The sequence below is a fragment of the Gallaecimonas kandeliae genome (genome assembly GCF_030450055.1).
GTDB lineage: Bacteria > Pseudomonadota > Gammaproteobacteria > Enterobacterales > Gallaecimonadaceae > Gallaecimonas > Gallaecimonas kandeliae.
Window position 1 is genome coordinate 1,261,537 of the sequence record NZ_CP118480.1, and the last position, 15,728, is coordinate 1,277,264.

Genomic DNA, 15,728 nt, shown 5'->3' on the forward strand with positions numbered 1-15,728 from the left:
AGGGACTATGCTTGAAGAACAGGGGAGCAAGAAACGAGGTCGTTATGGAATCGCTTATTATCAGGGACCACATGCAGCGCCATCCGCTGAGCCTGCACCCGGACATGTCCATCGCCACGGCGGTCGAGAAATTACTGCTGGGTGAGCAGACAGGGGCCCCCGTGGTGGACAGCGAAAACCACTTGGTGGGGTTTGTCTCAGAGCAGGACTTCCTGGCCAAGTTGATGGAGTCCAGCTACCACTGCGAGCTGGTGGCTAAGGTCAGTGACGTGATGCGCGCCGACGTGCTCACTGTGGGGCCCAATGACTCGGTATTCGAGCTGGCCCAGCAGATGACAGGCCAAAAGCCCAAGATCTACCCCGTGGTGGAGGAGGGCAAGCTTATCGGCATCATCAACCGCCGCCAGGTCTTGCTGGCCATGGATAAGCACCTCCACGAGTGCTACAAAGCCAGTTGATCCCAGGGGCCGTAAGGCCCCTTTGGCTTCCTACCGCAGCCACTATCCAGTAGCATTGGGCCGTCCTTTTCAGCCCGTGTTTCCTTTCGATGTCCGATAACGCCCTTTACCAAGCCCTTAATGATGTCCCCAGCCTGGACAGGTCTCGCCTGCGCCGCCGCCTGGAAGGCGCCTTCAAGATCAAGGACGAGCAGAAACGCAACGCCACCCTGGCGATGCTGCAAAAGGAGCTGGACAAGGCCAAGGAGCGCTTGGCGGCCCGCAAGAACCGCCGCCTGCACCTGGACTACCCCGCGCAGCTGCCGGTGGTGGCGGCCCGGGAGGACATCAAGAAAGCCATAGCCGCCAACCAGGTGGTGATCATCGCCGGCGAGACCGGCTCGGGTAAGACCACCCAGCTGCCGAAGATCTGCCTGGAGCTGGGCAGGGGCATCGACGGCCTTATCGGCCACACCCAGCCGCGGCGGCTGGCGGCCCGCGCCGTGGCCACCCGCCTGGCTGAAGAGCTCCAGACCGAGCTGGGCGCCCTGGTGGGCTATCAGGTGCGCTTTACCGACCACACCAGGGCGGACACCTGCGTCAAGTTGATGACGGACGGCATACTGCTGGCGGAGATCCAGAAGGACAAGCTGCTGCGCCGCTACGACACCCTCATCATCGACGAGGCCCACGAGCGCAGCCTCAATATCGACTTCCTGCTGGGCTACCTCAAGACCATCTTGCCCAAACGCCCGGACCTGAAGGTGATCATCACCTCCGCCACCATCGATCCCGAGCGTTTCTCCCGGCATTTCAATGAGGCCCCCATGCTGGAGGTCTCGGGCCGCACCTACCCGGTGGAAGTGCGCTATCGCCCCATCACCGAGGAAGAGAAGGACAAGGACCAGCTCCAGGCCATCTTCGACGCCGTGGACGAGCTCTACCGGGAAGGCCCGCGGGGCGACATCCTCATCTTCATGAATGGCGAGCGGGAAATTCGCGACACGGCCGACGCCCTGGAAAAGCGCAAGCTGCGCCACACCGAAGTGCTGCCGCTCTTCTCGCGCCTCTCGGCCGCCGAGCAGCAGCGCATCTTCGCCCCCCACGGCGGGCGGCGCATAGTGCTGGCCACCAACGTCGCCGAGACCTCGCTCACCGTGCCCGGCATCAAGTACGTCATAGACCCCGGCACGGCCCGCATCAGCCGCTACAGCTACCGCACCAAGGTGCAGCGCCTGCCCATAGAGGCCGTCAGCCAGGCCAGCGCCAACCAGCGCAAGGGCCGCTGCGGCCGGACCGAGCCCGGCATCTGTATCCGCCTCTACAGCGAGGAGGATTTCCTCGGTCGCCCCGAATTCACCGAGCCTGAGATACTGCGCACCAATCTCGGCGCCGTCATCCTGCAGATGCTGTCCCTGGGCCTTGGCGACATCGAAGCCTTCCCCTTCGTCGAAGCCCCCGACAGCCGTTTCGTCAAAGACGGCCTCAACCTGCTGGACGAGCTGGGGGCCATCGACGGCCGCGCCCTCACCGACATCGGCCGGCAACTGGCCAAGCTGCCGGTGGATACCCGTCTCGCCCGCTGCCTGGTGGAAGGGGCCAAAAACGGCAGCCTGAAGGAGCTTCTTATCATCAGCGCGGCCCTGGCCATCCAGGATCCCCGCGAGCGGCCCCTGGACGCCAAACAGAAGGCCGACGAGTTGCACCGGCGTTTCGCCCATCCCGAGTCCGACTTCCAGGCCCTGGTCAACCTCTGGGCCTACAGCGAGGCCCAGCAGCAGGCCCTGTCGGGCAACCAGTGGCGCCGCCTCTGCCAGAAGGAATTTCTCAACTATGTGCGGATGCGCGAATGGCAGGATCTGGTCGAGCAGCTGCGCGAATTCTGCGAGGAACTGGGCTTCAAGGAAAACAGCGAACCGGCCACCTATGAGGCCATCCACCAGGCGCTCCTGGCAGGGCACCTTTCCAACATCGGCTTCAAGGACAAGGACCGCGAATACCTGGGCGCCCGCCAGAGCCGCTTTTTGCCGTTCCCCGGCAGCACCATCGACAAGAAGCCCAAGTGGCTGATGGCCGCCGAACTCACCGAGACCTCCAGGCTCTTCGCCCGCACCCTGGCCCGCATCGAGCCGGAGTGGGCCGAACAGCTGGCAGGGGAGCGGGTCAGCCGCAGCTACTTCGAGCCCCACTGGGAGAAGAGCCGTGCCAACGTGGTGGCCTATGAGCAGGTCAGCCTCTATGGCCTGGTGCTCATCCCACGCCGCCGCATCGACTTTGGCCGGGTGAACCCGGTAGAGGCGCGCGTACTCTTTATCCGCAGCGCCCTGGTGGAGGGGGACTTCCGCTGTGCCTTGCCCTTCTACAAGCACAACCAGCAGCTGATCAAATCCTTGAGCGCGCTGGAGGACAAATCCCGCCGCCGCGACATCCTCATCGAGGACGACAGGCTCTTCGACCTCTACGACGCCCGCCTGCCCCAGAGCGTCTTCGACGGCCGCACCCTGGACCATTGGTGGCGCCGCACCGACGAGGCGGCCCGCAAGGCGCTGTTCTTCACCGAAGCGGACTTGCTGGCCCAGGACAAGGACCACGTCACCCAGAACGCCTTCCCCGACAGCTGGGCCCAGGGCAACCTGCGCCTGGCCTTGAAATACCGCTTCGAGCCGGGCCAGGACGACGACGGCGTCACGGTGCAGATCCCCTTGGCGGCCCTGAACCAGGTGGAGCCCACAGGTTTCGACTGGCAGGTGCCGGGGCTGCGTGAGGAGCTGGTCATCGCCCTTATCAAGGGGCTGCCCAAGCCGGTGCGCCGCAACTTCGTGCCGGCCCCCAACTATGCCCAGGCGGCGCTGGGCCGCATGGCACCTTTGGATGGGCGCCTAATCGACAAGTTGGCCGATGCCCTGCGCCAGATCACCGGCACCCGCACCGAGCTGGAGCTCTGGGAGCAATCCAGCATCCCCGAACACCTGCGGATGCGTTTCGCGATACTGGACGACAAGGGCAAGGTGCTGGCGGCAGGGCGGGATCTGCTGGCTCTCAAGGCCAAGTTGCAGGGGGCCGTGCAAGAGACCCTGTCCCAGGTGGCAAGCCCCGGCATCGAAAAAGACCAGCTCACCGAATGGAGCTTCGGGGCCCTGCCGGAACTCTTCGTGGAGAAGCGCCAGGGCCTGGAGGTCAGGGCCTATCCAGCCCTGGTGGACGACAAGGACAGCGTCTCGGTCAAGCTCTTCGACAGCCCGGCCGCCCAGGCCGACGCCCAGGCGAGGGGCTTGCGGCGCCTGCTGCTGCTGAACGTGCCGTCCCCCATCAAGCATCTGCAGGACAGCCTGCCCAACAAGGCCAAGCTGGGGCTCTACTTCAACCCCTTCGGCAAGGTCAGCGATCTTATCGACGACTGTATCCAGGCCGCCGTCGACCAACTCATCACCGGCAGCGACTGCCGCGACGCCGCCGCCTTCACCGCCTTGAAGGACAAGGTCAGGAGCGAGCTCAACGACACCGTCGTGCTTATCGCCACCCAGGTGGAGCAGATCCTGGTGCGTCACAACGGCATCCGCAAGCGCCTCAAGGGCAAAACGGACTTGACCATGGTGCGGGCCCAGGCCGACATCCAGGCCCAACTGGATGCCCTGGTGTTCAGGGGCTTCGTCACCGAAACGGGGGCAGGGCGCCTCAAGGACGTGATCCGCTACCTCGACGCCATAGAGCGGCGCCTGGAAAAGCTGCCCATCGACCCCAACCGCGACCGGTTGCACCTGGCCAAGGTGGAGAGCGTCGCCGAGCGCTGGCAGCAGCTCAGGGCCAAGGTGCCCAAGGGCCAGGGCCTGCCGCCCTGGCTGGCGGAGGCGCGCTGGATGCTGGAGGAATTACGGGTCAGCTACTTTGCCCAGCAGCTCGGCACCCCCTATCCCATTTCCGACAAGCGCATCCTTAACTTTATGGAAGAAAAGGCAAAAGGCGGCTAGCTTCAGGGAAAAGCATCAAGGAATTCGTGATGGACAAAGCCGCCTTTTTCGACGCCATAGCCCAGGGCAACGAGCTCAGGGTCCATGAGCTGCTGCACCAGTTTCCCGGCCTCATTGCCTGTCGCCACCAGGGCGTCAGCCCCGTGCTCTGGGCCTGTTACCACCGCCATGAAAACCTGGCCCTGGTGCTGGCCCACAAGGTGGACCCGGATATCTGGGAGGCATCAGCCCTGGGGGACAGGAGCCGGATCGACGCCCTGCTGGCCGAGCAACCGGCACTTAAAAATTTGCAGGGGGCGGACGGCTTCAGCCCTTTGCACCTGGCGCTCTTCTTCGGCCACGCCCAGGCCGCCCAGCATTTGGTGGAGCGGGGCTGCGACCTCAACCAGGCCGCCGGCAACCCCAGTGCCGTGCGCCCCATCCACAGCGCCGCCGCCTGCCGCGACCCCGAGGGCCGACTGGCGGGCATAGCCCTGCTGATAGGGGCGGGTTGTGACGTCAACGCCGCCCAGCAGGGGGGCTTTAGGGCCCTGCATGCGGTGGCGGCCAAGGGGGACAAGCTGAGCTGCGAGCACCTCTTGCTGGCGGGGGCCAAGGATCTGGCGGCAGACGACGGCAAGAGAGCCTCCGATCTGGCCGAAACGGCGGGCTTTGGTGAACTGGCGGCCCTCATCCGGGCCAAAGGTTAAAGAAAAACCCCGCCGAGGCGGGGTTTTTTGTCACTGGACTTCGATGCGCAGGGGTTCGTGTTTGAAACGGGTCTTGGGCAGGGCCAGGATCAGCAGGCCGTTGTCGAAGCGCGCTTCAATGCCTTGGGGGTCGACGTTGTCCGGCAAGGTGAAGCTGCGGGTGAAACTGCCGTAGCTGCGTTCGACCCTGTGGCTCTTGCCCTTATCCTCGCGGGAACGTTCGCCGCTGATCACCAGCATGCCGTTCTCGACGGCGACCTTGACCTGGTCTTTGTTCATGCCGGGGACTTCCAGGGCCAGGTGGAAGGCCTTTTCGTCCTCGTCCACGTCCATCGCCGGCAGCCAGCTGCCCCTGCTTTGTGGCCTGAGTTGGAAATAGCGGCCGAAGAAGTCATCCATTTCCCGGAAGGGGTCCCAGGTTGCCAATGCCATAACACACCTCCATCTTGGTTGAACTCAAAACCAAATATGGAGGTGGTTGGTGGTTTTTCAATCGCTCGCCAGGGGAAACTTGTTGATCTGGATCAAGCCAGCAGCTCCAGCCGCCTTGGCTGCCCTTAGAAAAAAGCCCCGCATCGGTGGGGCTTTTCTACTTAGTCGACCTGCACCACCAGGCCTTTGAGGTAGAGGCCTTCGGGGTAGTGGACATTGACCGGGTGGTCGGCGGACTGGCTCAGGAAGCGCTGTATCCAGGCGTCGCGGCCGGCGTCCAGGGCGGCGTCGGCGACGATCTTCTGAAAGAAACTCATCTCCATCAGCCCGGAGCAGGAGAAGGTCAGCAGGATACCGCCGGGGCGCAGCAGTTTCATGGCCTGGAGGTTGATGTCCTTGTAGCCGCGCGCCGCGCTATTGAGGTTGGCCTTGGAGTCCACGAACTTGGGCGGGTCCAGGACGATAACGTCGAACTGGCGGCCTTCAGTGGCGTAGCGGCGCAGCAGGGCGAAGACGTCCTCCTGGACGAAGTCGCAGCGGCTCTCGTCAAGGCCGTTGAGGAGGAGGTTCTCCCGGGCCAGTTCCAGGGCAGGGCCCGACACGTCCACCTGGGTGACGTGCTTGGCGCCGCCCTTGAGGGCATAGGCGCCAAAACCCCCTGTGTAGGAGAAGCAGTTCAGCACCTCCTTGCCTTCCACATAAGGCAGCACGGCGGCGCGGTTGTCCCGCTGGTCCAGGTAGTAGCCGGTCTTGTGGCCCTGGATGAGATCCACCCAGAGCTTGATGCCGTTCTCTTCGATGGCCACCTTCTGGGGCAGTTCGCCTGCGAGGGTCTGCACCAGGGGCTCCAGCTCTTCCTTGCGGCGCACCGCCACGTCGGAGCGTTCATGGATGGTGCAGCCGGGGAAGCGGGCCTTGAGGGCAGCCACTATGGCGTCGCGCCAGATGTCGGCGCCGATGGACAGCAGTTGGCAGACCAGCACATTGTCGTAGCGGTCTATGGTGATGCCCGGCAGGCCGTCGCTCTCGGCCGCCACCACCCGGTAGCCGGTCAGGCCCTCGCGCTGCACCATGGGCTGGCGGCGCTCGTCGGCGGCATGGATGCGGCGGGCAAAGAAGTCGGCGTCCACCTTCTCTTTTTCGTCGAAGGTCCAGACCCGGGCGCGGATCTGCGAGGCAGGCGAGTAGGCGGCCCTGGCCAGCCACTGGCCGTCATGGCTGTAGATCTCTACCGTGTCGCCGGCCTTGGGCTTGCCTTTGAGGTGGTGGACAGCCCCGGCGAAGATCCAGGGATGGCGGCGTTTGACGGATTTCTCGCGGCCTTCGGCCAGAACCAGGGCGTTACGGGGCATGGGAGCTGTCTCTTGGGTACAGGGGCCGAGATTGTAGGCCCTGGCGGCGCAAATAAAAAGCCGGGCTGGTGCCCGGCTTGATGCGCTGGAGAAGGCTTAGATGCGAAGGCCCTGGAGTATTTCCCCCAGCTTGCGGGCCAGGCCTTGGAGCTCGTGGGTACCGCGGGCGTTGTCTACCGCCGCTTCTTCCACCGACAGCGACTGCTGGCGCACCTGGGTGATGTTCTGGGCTATGTCTTCGGCCACGGCGCTCTGTTCTTCGGCGCTGGCGGCGATCTGGGCCATCATCGAGAACACCTGCTCGGAGTGGCGGGTGATGGTGGTCAGATCCTGGCCGGCCTGGGCGATGAGGGTGCCGCCGTGCTCGGCCTGCTGCACCGTCTTGTCCATCAATCTCGCCACCTCGTCGGTGCCGGACTGCAGCTCCTCGATCATCCGCTGGATCTCCACCGTCGCCTGCTGGGTACGGGCGGCGAGGGTACGCACCTCATCGGCGACCACGGCGAAGCCGCGGCCCTGCTCGCCGGCCCGGGCCGCTTCGATGGCGGCGTTCAGGGCCAGCAGGTTGGTCTGCTCGGAGATGGCGTTGATGGTGGTGACCACTTCGTCGATGCGCCTGGCGTTGTCGTTGACCTTGGTCACGGCTGAGCTGGCTTCGAAGATCTCCCTGGACAGGGCTTCGATGGCGGCGATGGTGTCCTGGATATTGCGGGCCCCTTTCTGGGACTCGCTGGACGCGTGCTGGGTCTCGGTGGAGGCCTGCTCGGCGTGGACAGCCACTTCCTTGACGGTGGCGCTCATCTCTTCCATGGCGGTGGCCAGGGAGTCCAGGCTCTGGCGCTGGTTCTGGGCCAGGCCTTCGGTATTGGCGGCCTGGCCGCGGAAGGTGTCGGCGGAATGGCCGAGGGCGTCGCTGCTGTCCTTGATCAGCTTCACCAACTGGTGCTGGCGCTCGGCCAGGCGGTCGATGGCGATGGCCAGGGACGAAAACTCGTCACGGACAGGGAAGAAGTTGAGGCGGAAGGTGAGATCCCCGTCGGCCACCCGGGTGATGGCTTGTACCTGGCTGAAGAGGGCGCCGCCGATGAAGGTGGAGACGTAGTAGGTGATGATGCCGAGGATCACCAGGGCGACGGCCAGCAGCAGCAGGTAGTCCTTACTGGTGGCCCAGAATTCGGCCTTCTCGAGCTTTGCTTCCTGGCCCAGCCACCAGCCCTTGCCAGGGACTTGGGCGGCAGCGGCGGCCTGGCCTTTGACGATGCCAGGACCGTCACGCAGGGCATCGAGGTCGGTGTCCATGGCGCTGAAGCCGGGCAGGGCGTTGCCGTTGTCGTCCATCAGCACAAAGCGGGCGCCGGCAGCCTTGAGCAGGGTCGTGGCCTGTTGCCGGTCGAGGCCGGCCAGGCCGTCGGCCAAGGCCTTGACCTCACTGTTGATGCCCTGCACCTGCTCCTGTTCGAAGGCGCTGAGATCGCGACTGATGCCGATGGCGGCCAGCAGCACCATCATCAGCATGGGCAGGCCGAACAGCAGGAAGAGTTTTTCCTGGAGTTTGAGATGGATGAGATAACGGTCGATCCAGCGAAACTTCACTTCGCGCATGGGGAGTCCTCAAAGCAAGGGGGCATGTCGTTGTTGTTGTCGGCCTTGGCGGCACAAACTTGACGGTCTGTCTGGTGCCAGCAAAGAGCATGCCTATTTTACGCGAGGAGGGGGTAAGCCTGCATCCAGGGCAGCCAGGGCGGCTTTCAAGGCTGTGAGCTTGGCCTCACCTTCGGCCAGTTGTTCCTGGCTGATGCCCTGAGCCTTGCCCTTTTCGATGAGCTTCTCAAGCTGGGCCACCTTGGCGCGGGCCGCCACCTGGAAGCTGGCCACCAGGGCCTGGTGGCGGTCGTTCTCCCGCTTGAGGTAGGCATCGGGGTCGTCCATCGGTTGTGGAGCCTGGGGCTGGTGCTGGCCTATGGGTGGCGCCATGACGTCGGTCAGGGGCACGGCCGGCAAAGGCTTAGGCTCGGCAGCCTTGTCTGTAGCCGCCTGGGCGGTTTGCGGCGCGGGGGGCGGCTCATCCCAAGGCGGGACATTGAAGGGGTTATCCACCGGCCTCGGGCTCAGGGCCAGTTGCCTGGTGTCGGTGTTGTCCGCCGGCCAGAGGTAGCCGATAAGCAGCAGTAAGGGCAGGGCCAGCAACCATTTTTTCACGGCGTTTCCTTCCTCAGTTGTGCCAACAGGGCCTGCCAGTTGGCCTTGGCTTTTTCCTTGGCCAGGGCCTGCCTGGCCACGTAGGCCACGGTCTCGGAGTCGGCGGCCGGCAGCTCGTAGTGGCGCTCCAGCACTTCCACCTGGCCGTAACGGCCCGAAGGCAGGCGGATGGCCGGTGAACGCCCCTGTTCTGGGGTGACGAAGGCCAGGGTCTTGAGCACATCCCCCTGGGCCTGGGGCCTCTCCAACAGCACCGGAGCGGAAGGCGGCAGCTTGGCCAGCGTTTCCTGGTCTGGCGCCTCGAAGAGCCTTACCTTGACCCAGGCCAACTCGCGAAAGTCCGCCTGGTGGGCCTGGTAGTAGTCGGCAATTTCGCCTGCCGTGACGCTGGCCGCCAGGCGCTTGAGTTCCGCGTTTTCATGATGGGGGTCACCCGCCAGGCCTAGCCTTTCCATCAGCCAGACCCTGTCCAGGCGGTTTTCCACCAGGGTGCGGGAGCAGGTCAACCTGTCGGCCGGCCAGCCCAGCCAGCCTGGTGCCAGCGCCAGCTTGGCCTCTTGCCACAAAAGCCCGGCGAGGCCTGCCTGGTTGCCGTCTTGAAGCAGCAACCGTTCCTGGAGGTTGAGTCCTTGAAGGTCGGTGGCGCTCCACTGCTTGCCGTCCAGTTCCAGGATGGTGCCGGTAAAGCGGGCGCGCTGCTGGGCGGCCTTGGCCTGGTCCTGAATGTAGGGCGCTATCAGGGCCAGCCACTGCTCGTCCAACTGGCGTTGGTAGCTGCTGCCCACCCGGGACTGGGCCCTAAGGGCTTCGCCGTAATGGGCGCGGGCATAGGGACCCAGCAGGGCGTCGTCGGCCAGTTGCGTCGCCACCTTCTTGGCCGGCAGCCGGCTCATGTCGGCCAGGCGGCCGAGCAGGGCATCGTCGGGACAGGCGGCCCGCAGGGGGCCGCCGAACAGGACCAGCGCCAGGGCGCCGGCCAGCTTAACGTTGCATCGCATGGTTCAGCACCTTGACCACCATGGCGATGGCATGGGGGATGACGATGCGTCCGACAGTGATCCTGTCGTTCTGATCCTGTGAGCTCAGCACCAGGCCGCCCTGGCTGTAGGAGATGTCGCCGCCTTCGGTGAGCAGGGGGCGGATGTCATCGTCACTGACCGGCACGTCCTCGAAGTCGGCCAGGGCCGTTGTCACCAGGGCCGGGTCGTTGAGGTGCTCGCTGTCGTAGTAATCCCTTACCCAGGATTCCCAGCCGGAGTGGTTCAGGGCCGAGGTGGTCCAGGTGTGGTGGGGCTGGAGCAGATCGGTGGAATGCAGGCTGTAGCCCAGGGCATCGACGCTGTGGCTGGCCAGGTAACGGCCGTACCAGTACTGGGCCAGGTTGTCGATGGGCTGGAAGGGCATGGTCTCGAAGTCCTCGTACATGCTGTAGGTCGAGGTGCTGCCCTGGCGGTAGTGGGCTTCGGTAATACCGTAGCTGTTGTACTTGGAGCCGTCGCCGAACCAGCCGCCCTTGCCGCCGGGGCCGTCGTCCAGGTGGTCGCCCTTGAGCCAGGTGGCGGCCAGGTTGTCCACGTCGCCCCAGACGGTGAGCTTGGCGTAGTTGTAGCCGCCGTAGTCGTTACCGTGGGCGTCCGGGCCCTGGGTGTGGTTCTGGAAGTGCCAGTAGGAGGTGTAGGAGACGATGCTGTCCAGGGTGCCCCAGAGGGGGGCCTTGACGCAGTCGCCGGTGACGGCGCCGCACAGGTAGGTGTCTTCGAAGTCGTCCACGTCATAGGCCCCTTGGCCCAGGCGTTCGGCCAACTGGGCCACCGTCAGTCCTGCCTGGCTGGCGTATTGGGCCAGTTTGGCGTACTGGGTGCTGTCCGGGTGGGCAGCCATGTAGTTGACGGCGTCGATGACGATGCGTTTGTGGGTTTCCTGGGTGAATGCCTGGGCCTGGTGGGCCAGCAGGCAGGGCAGGGCTGCGAGCAGGAGCTTTTTCATTTGTCCATTCCCTTAGTGTTGTTGTTAAACCGCCTTTAACCTAAGGGAAACAAATGACGAAAAAATGGCAGCTAAGTGAATGGCATCAATGGCTTGGGAGAAAAGCGATCTGCATAAAAAAGCCGGCTGATGCCGGCTTTTTCTCAGATCTTGCTGCCCCAGAGGTCATACTCGTCGGCGTTGTCTATGGTCACCTTGACGATGTCGCCGGGCTTCACACCCTGCTCGCCGTTGAGGTAGACGACGCCGTCGATCTCGGGGGCGTCGCCCTTGGTGCGGCCTATGGCGCCCTCTTTGTCCACCTCGTCGATCAGCACGTCCTGGACAGAGCCCACCTTGCGCTGCAGCTTGGCGGCGGAGATCCGTTGCTGGGCTTCCATGAAGCGGGCGAAGCGCTCTTCCTTCACCGCTTCGTCGACGGGGCTCGGCAGGGCGTTGGCGGCGGCCCCTTCAACGGGGCTGTATTTGAAGCAGCCGACGCGGTCCAGTTCAGCTTCGGTGATGAAGTCCAGCAGCATCTGGAAGTCGTCCTCGGTCTCGCCGGGGAAGCCGACGATGAAGGTGGAGCGCAGCGTCAGGTCCGGCACGTCGCGGCGCCAGCGCTGGATGCGCTCCAGGGTGCGTTCCACCTGGCCGGGGCGCTTCATCTGCTTGAGGATGGCGGGGCTGGCGTGTTGCAGCGGCATGTCGAGGTAAGGCAGCACCTTGCCCTCGGCCATCAGCGGTATGACGTTGTCCACGTGGGGGTAGGGGTAGACGTAGTGGAGCCGGGTCCAGACCCCCAGCTCGCCGAGGGCCTCGGTCAGCTGGTACATGTCGGATTTGACCGGGCGGCCGTTCCAGAAGTCGGTGCGGTGCTTGATGTCGACGCCGTAGGCGGAGGTGTCCTGGCTTATCACCAGCAGTTCCTTGACGCCGGCGTTGACCAGCCGCTCGGCCTCGCTCAGTACCTGGCCCACGGGGCGGGATACCAGATCGCCACGCATGCTGGGGATGATGCAGAAGCTGCAGCGGTGGTTGCAGCCTTCACTGATCTTCAGGTAGGCGTAGTGGCGCGGGGTCAGCTTGACGCCCTGGGGCGGCACCAGATCCAGGAAGGGGTTGTGGCCTTTCTGCTGGGGCAGGTGCTCGTGGACCTTGTCCAGCACCGCCTCATAGGCGTGGGGACCTGTGATACCCAGCACATGCGGGTGGATCTCGCGGATCTCGTCTTCCTTGGCACCCAGGCAGCCGGTGACTATGACCTTGCCGTTCTCATTGAGGGCTTCGCCGATGGCGTCCAGGGATTCCTGCACGGCGCTGTCGATAAAGCCGCAGGTGTTGACGATCACCAGGTCGGCGTCGTTGTAGCTGGGGACTATGTTGTAGCCCTCGGTGCGAAGCTGGGTCAGGATCCGCTCGGAATCCACCAGATTCTTGGGGCAGCCAAGGCTGACGAAGCCTATGGTCTGGTTGCTCATGAACACCTCGAAAAACTGGCACGGCAAAAGGCGGCATAGTTTACTCAAGGATGAGCAGAACTGCATCCGAAGAAAGCGAGATATGGCCCGCATCCTCACCCTCATCCGTCACGCCAAGTCCAGCTGGCGCCATCCTGAGCTCGATGACAAGCTGCGGCCTCTTGGCGGGCGCGGCTATCGGCAGTTGGCGGTGATGGCCGGGGAACTGGCCGGCTGGCCAAGACCTGAGCAGGTGCTAGTGTCAGACGCGGTGCGCACTTACAGCACAGCCCTTGGTCTCAAGGTGGCCGGCGCCTTTGCCAAGGCCCCCCTGGTGCTGGAACCTGGCCTTTACCTGGCGGGGGCCGAGGCGCTCCTTGCCTGCTGCCAGGCCCATGACAGCCCCCACCTGGCCTTGGTGGCCCACAACCCTGGCCTGGAGGCGCTGATGGCAAGGCTTGGCCTGCCTAGGCCCATGCCAACCCTGGCAGCAGCCCAGCTGGAACTGGCCGGCGACTGGCAGGCGCCGGGGCGGGTCAAACTGCGCCACTATTGCCTGCCGGCGGAACTGTTCCAATAAGGCGATGACATTGGTCGGGATATTGGGGGTTTTCTGGGGGCGCAGCTGCATTATCATAGGCACCCCGGGCTCGCGCTGGGCCTAAGCTTGTATAAAGGCTTGGGCCGGCTACGCAGCCACCCTGATGTATAGGTGAAGCAATGACAGCTGATGCAGGAAACAACGCCGTCACGGTGAGGCGCAAGGTGGAGATCCCCGTCCTGGGGGGCCGCTACCTGGCGACTTTCATTACCTTCGACAACCTGCCCGACGGCAAGGAGCACTTTGCCCTGGCGCTGGGTGACTGGCAGCGGGACAAGCCGCTGGTGCGCATGCACTCGGAATGCGTGACGGGTGACGTCTTCCTGTCGGCCCGTTGTGACTGTGGCCCCCAGCTGGAAGAGGCCATAGTACGCATCAGCGCCGAGGGCGGCGTCATCCTCTACCTGCGCCAGGAAGGGCGTGGCATAGGCCTTATCAACAAGCTCGATGCCTACGCCAAACAGGACGAAGGCCTCAATACCTACGAGGCCAACAGGGCCCTGGGCTTCGAAGATGACCAGCGTGATTTCGGTGTGGCAGCCCTGATGCTCAAGGCCCTGGGCCTTGACCATATCCGCCTGCTCACCAACAACCCCCGCAAGATTGAGCAGCTCGAGAGCCACGGCATCCATGTGGATGAGCGGGTCGGCACCCGTGTCTACCGCAACGACCATAACGAGCGTTACCTGGCGGCGAAAAAGGAAGAGGGGCGCCATGCCCTGGGCGGCGACGACGATTGTTGCCCCTTCCACAGCAAGTATTGATTTAAGCCCAGTTCCCAAAGGCCGTGTTAGCGGCCTTTTTCTTTGGCCTTCAGTAGGGCTTGTTCAATAGCTTGAACAGTCGTCCTTTCCAGGACGGCGCTTTTTTCATCTCATCGAGCAGCGCCGCAAATTCATGGGTCAGTACCGTCCAGAAACGCTGATCGGCTGGCGCCTTGACCACACCATAACGGCAAGGTTCGTTCTCTGGGGTGAAAGTGCCGAACATTTTGTCCCAGATGATTAACACCCCGGCAAAATTCCTGTCCAGGTAATCCGGGTTTTGGGCGTGATGCACCCTGTGATGGGAGGGGGTATTGAGCCAGCTTTCCAAAAAGCCCCAACGGCGGGGACTTGGGGAATGGATAAAAAACTGAAATGCCAAGTTCAGTGCCACCATCATCACTATCCAGGCAGGCGCAAATCCCAACCAGGCCAGCGGCGCCCAGAACAGCCACATCCCCACCAGGGGGTAAAAGAGCGACTGGCGCAGTGCCGTCGAATAATTGAGCTGTTCCGAAGAATGGTGCACCACATGGGCCGCCCACAACCAGTGGCAGCGATGGGAGCAGCGGTGGAACCAGTAATAAAGGAAGTCCTGGGCGATACAGAGGGCGAGGAAAGCCCAGGGCCCGGCGGGCAGCTCGAATAGCCGGTGCTCGTATAGCCAGCGGTAAAGCAAAAGGGCAGGGAACCACATCAGGTATTCGGCCAATTGGTAACTGCCGGCCAGCAGGAAATTCTGCAGCCATTCCCTTTTTTGATATCGCTCCGGGTGCTGGTATTGTTCAAAAAAAACCATGCCGATGAAGATCGGCGCCATCAACAATAAAAGCAGGTTATCCATGGAAAGGTCCTCAAGCCATTTTCCGCTGACCTTGGCCGAAAAGGCCCATCCTTGCTTGTCTTCAGGAACCGTTGCCTGGTGAAGAGCTGCCAAACCGACATCGCCTGGCCTTATCTCGAGCCCCTTTACCAGGCGCTGGGCAAGAGCAGGCCCGAGCCGGGCCGCCTCGAGGCTGGCCTCTATTTCGATGCTTTGGCCGAAGGTACGGCGCGCTGGCCCCTCTTTCCCCTCGATATGGGGCTGGCGGTCAGGGCCGCTGATTACCCGGCCCTTGGCCAGCTGCTGCAGAGCTGTGAGCGCCTTGACCAGGCCCTGGCAGCCCTCTTCCGCTACCAATGGCTGGTGGCGAGGCTGGGGGAGGCGCGGCTGGAGCACCAGGGCGAGCAAGCCCTGCTGTGCTGGGAGCCCTGGCCTGGGGTTCCTGCCCTGGCGGTGGAGCGCAACATGGCCGGCTGGCTGGCCTATGCCCGTTTCCTGTTGGGGCCGGGTTACCAGCCCCAGGCCCTGACCTTCAGGCACCAGGCCAGGCTGGTCCCAGCCCGTTACCAGGCCAAGCTGGGCTGCCCTGTGCGCTTCGGGGCGCCCAACAATGCCCTCTTGTTCCCCGCCGCCTGGCTCAGCCTGCCCCTGCGGGGGGACGGCGCCCTGCACGGGCACCTGTCACAGTACGCCGAACTGCAGTTGGCCTTGTTGGCCGGCGGCCTCGCCGAGCGGGTCAATGGTGCCCTGGACAGCTTGCTGGGGGAGGAAGTGCCCACCCTGGTGGCGGTGGCGGGGCGCCTTGGCTTGTCAGCCAGGCAGCTTCAAAGGCAACTGGCGGCCCAGGGGCTACGTTTCCGTGAGTTGCAGGATGGCTGGCGGGCCAGGCAATTGAAGGCGCTGGCGCAGAGGGGCTGGCACTGGGGGGAGGTGGCGGCGGCCTTGGGCTATGCCGAGCAGGGAGCCCTCATCAAGGCCTGCCGGCGCTGGTATGGCTGTACCCCTGTGGAGCTGGCAAAGAAAAAGGGACCCTGAGGT

14 protein-coding genes are annotated in these 15,728 nt (G+C 63.9%); 6 read left to right on the forward strand and 8 right to left on the reverse strand.

Annotation, left to right across the window (positions count from 1 at the left end):
- Window positions 1-44: 44 nt before the first annotated feature.
- The 3 genes from PVT67_RS06140 to PVT67_RS06150 all read left to right on the forward strand — a co-directional run bounded on the left by PVT67_RS06140 (window position 45) and on the right by PVT67_RS06150 (window position 5,094).
- Window positions 45-458: a CBS domain-containing protein gene (locus tag PVT67_RS06140; protein ID WP_301498907.1), complete on the forward strand. Its 414-nt coding sequence runs from the start codon at window positions 45-47 to the stop codon at window positions 456-458.
- An 89-nt stretch (window positions 459-547) separates the two neighbouring features.
- The gene (gene hrpA, locus PVT67_RS06145; protein WP_301498909.1) at window positions 548-4,405 is read left to right on the forward strand and encodes an ATP-dependent RNA helicase HrpA; all 3,858 of its coding nucleotides are present in this window, start codon (window positions 548-550) and stop codon (window positions 4,403-4,405) included.
- Between the two features lie 29 nt (window positions 4,406-4,434).
- Entirely contained in the window at window positions 4,435-5,094 is a 660-nt protein-coding gene (locus PVT67_RS06150) for an ankyrin repeat domain-containing protein (protein WP_301498911.1), read from the forward strand.
- A 30-nt stretch (window positions 5,095-5,124) separates the two neighbouring features.
- Here PVT67_RS06150 and PVT67_RS06155 read toward each other — a convergent pair whose 3' ends face one another.
- From PVT67_RS06155 to rimO, 7 genes are all read right to left on the reverse strand, one after another.
- Window positions 5,125-5,526: an Hsp20/alpha crystallin family protein gene (locus PVT67_RS06155; protein WP_301498913.1), complete on the reverse strand. Its 402-nt coding sequence runs from the start codon at window positions 5,524-5,526 to the stop codon at window positions 5,125-5,127.
- A gap of 161 nt (window positions 5,527-5,687) precedes the next feature.
- On the reverse strand, window positions 5,688-6,878 hold the full coding sequence (locus tag PVT67_RS06160) for a class I SAM-dependent rRNA methyltransferase (RefSeq protein WP_301498920.1): 1,191 nt from the start codon (window positions 6,876-6,878) through the stop codon (window positions 5,688-5,690).
- 96 nt (window positions 6,879-6,974) lie between these two features.
- Window positions 6,975-8,480, reverse strand: a complete 1,506-nt coding sequence (locus tag PVT67_RS06165; RefSeq protein WP_301498927.1) for a methyl-accepting chemotaxis protein — start codon at window positions 8,478-8,480, stop codon at window positions 6,975-6,977.
- A gap of 93 nt (window positions 8,481-8,573) precedes the next feature.
- The gene (locus tag PVT67_RS06170) at window positions 8,574-9,077 is read right to left on the reverse strand and encodes a hypothetical protein (protein ID WP_301498929.1); all 504 of its coding nucleotides are present in this window, start codon (window positions 9,075-9,077) and stop codon (window positions 8,574-8,576) included.
- Window positions 9,074-10,075 carry a hypothetical protein gene (locus tag PVT67_RS06175; protein WP_301498931.1) on the reverse strand — a complete coding sequence of 334 codons (1,002 nt, stop codon included), beginning with the start codon at window positions 10,073-10,075 and terminating at the stop codon, window positions 9,074-9,076. The genes PVT67_RS06170 and PVT67_RS06175 overlap by 4 nt, the downstream gene beginning before the upstream one ends.
- Window positions 10,059-11,063 (reverse strand): phospholipase C/P1 nuclease family protein, encoded by a 1,005-nt coding sequence (locus PVT67_RS06180; RefSeq protein WP_301498933.1) that lies wholly within the window; start codon window positions 11,061-11,063, stop codon window positions 10,059-10,061. The genes PVT67_RS06175 and PVT67_RS06180 overlap by 17 nt, the downstream gene beginning before the upstream one ends.
- A gap of 143 nt (window positions 11,064-11,206) precedes the next feature.
- Window positions 11,207-12,523, reverse strand: a complete 1,317-nt coding sequence (rimO, locus tag PVT67_RS06185) for a 30S ribosomal protein S12 methylthiotransferase RimO (RefSeq protein WP_301498936.1) — start codon at window positions 12,521-12,523, stop codon at window positions 11,207-11,209.
- 82 nt (window positions 12,524-12,605) lie between these two features.
- Here rimO and PVT67_RS06190 point away from each other — a divergent pair, with 82 nt between their 5' ends.
- Together PVT67_RS06190 and ribA are read left to right on the forward strand one after the other, a co-directional pair.
- A complete protein-coding gene (locus tag PVT67_RS06190; RefSeq protein ID WP_301498939.1) occupies window positions 12,606-13,082 on the forward strand; it encodes a SixA phosphatase family protein in 477 nt (158 codons plus the stop codon).
- 140 nt (window positions 13,083-13,222) lie between these two features.
- Window positions 13,223-13,867 carry a GTP cyclohydrolase II gene (gene ribA / locus PVT67_RS06195; protein WP_301498941.1) on the forward strand — a complete coding sequence of 215 codons (645 nt, stop codon included), beginning with the start codon at window positions 13,223-13,225 and terminating at the stop codon, window positions 13,865-13,867.
- A gap of 49 nt (window positions 13,868-13,916) precedes the next feature.
- Here the strand turns inward: ribA and PVT67_RS06200 are convergent, their stop codons facing one another.
- Window positions 13,917-14,711, reverse strand: a complete 795-nt coding sequence (locus PVT67_RS06200; protein WP_301498943.1) for a sterol desaturase family protein — start codon at window positions 14,709-14,711, stop codon at window positions 13,917-13,919.
- 78 nt (window positions 14,712-14,789) lie between these two features.
- Between PVT67_RS06200 and PVT67_RS06205 the strand changes: the two genes are divergently transcribed.
- A complete protein-coding gene (locus PVT67_RS06205; protein WP_301498945.1) occupies window positions 14,790-15,725 on the forward strand; it encodes an AraC family transcriptional regulator in 936 nt (311 codons plus the stop codon).
- Window positions 15,726-15,728: the final 3 nt, after the last annotated feature.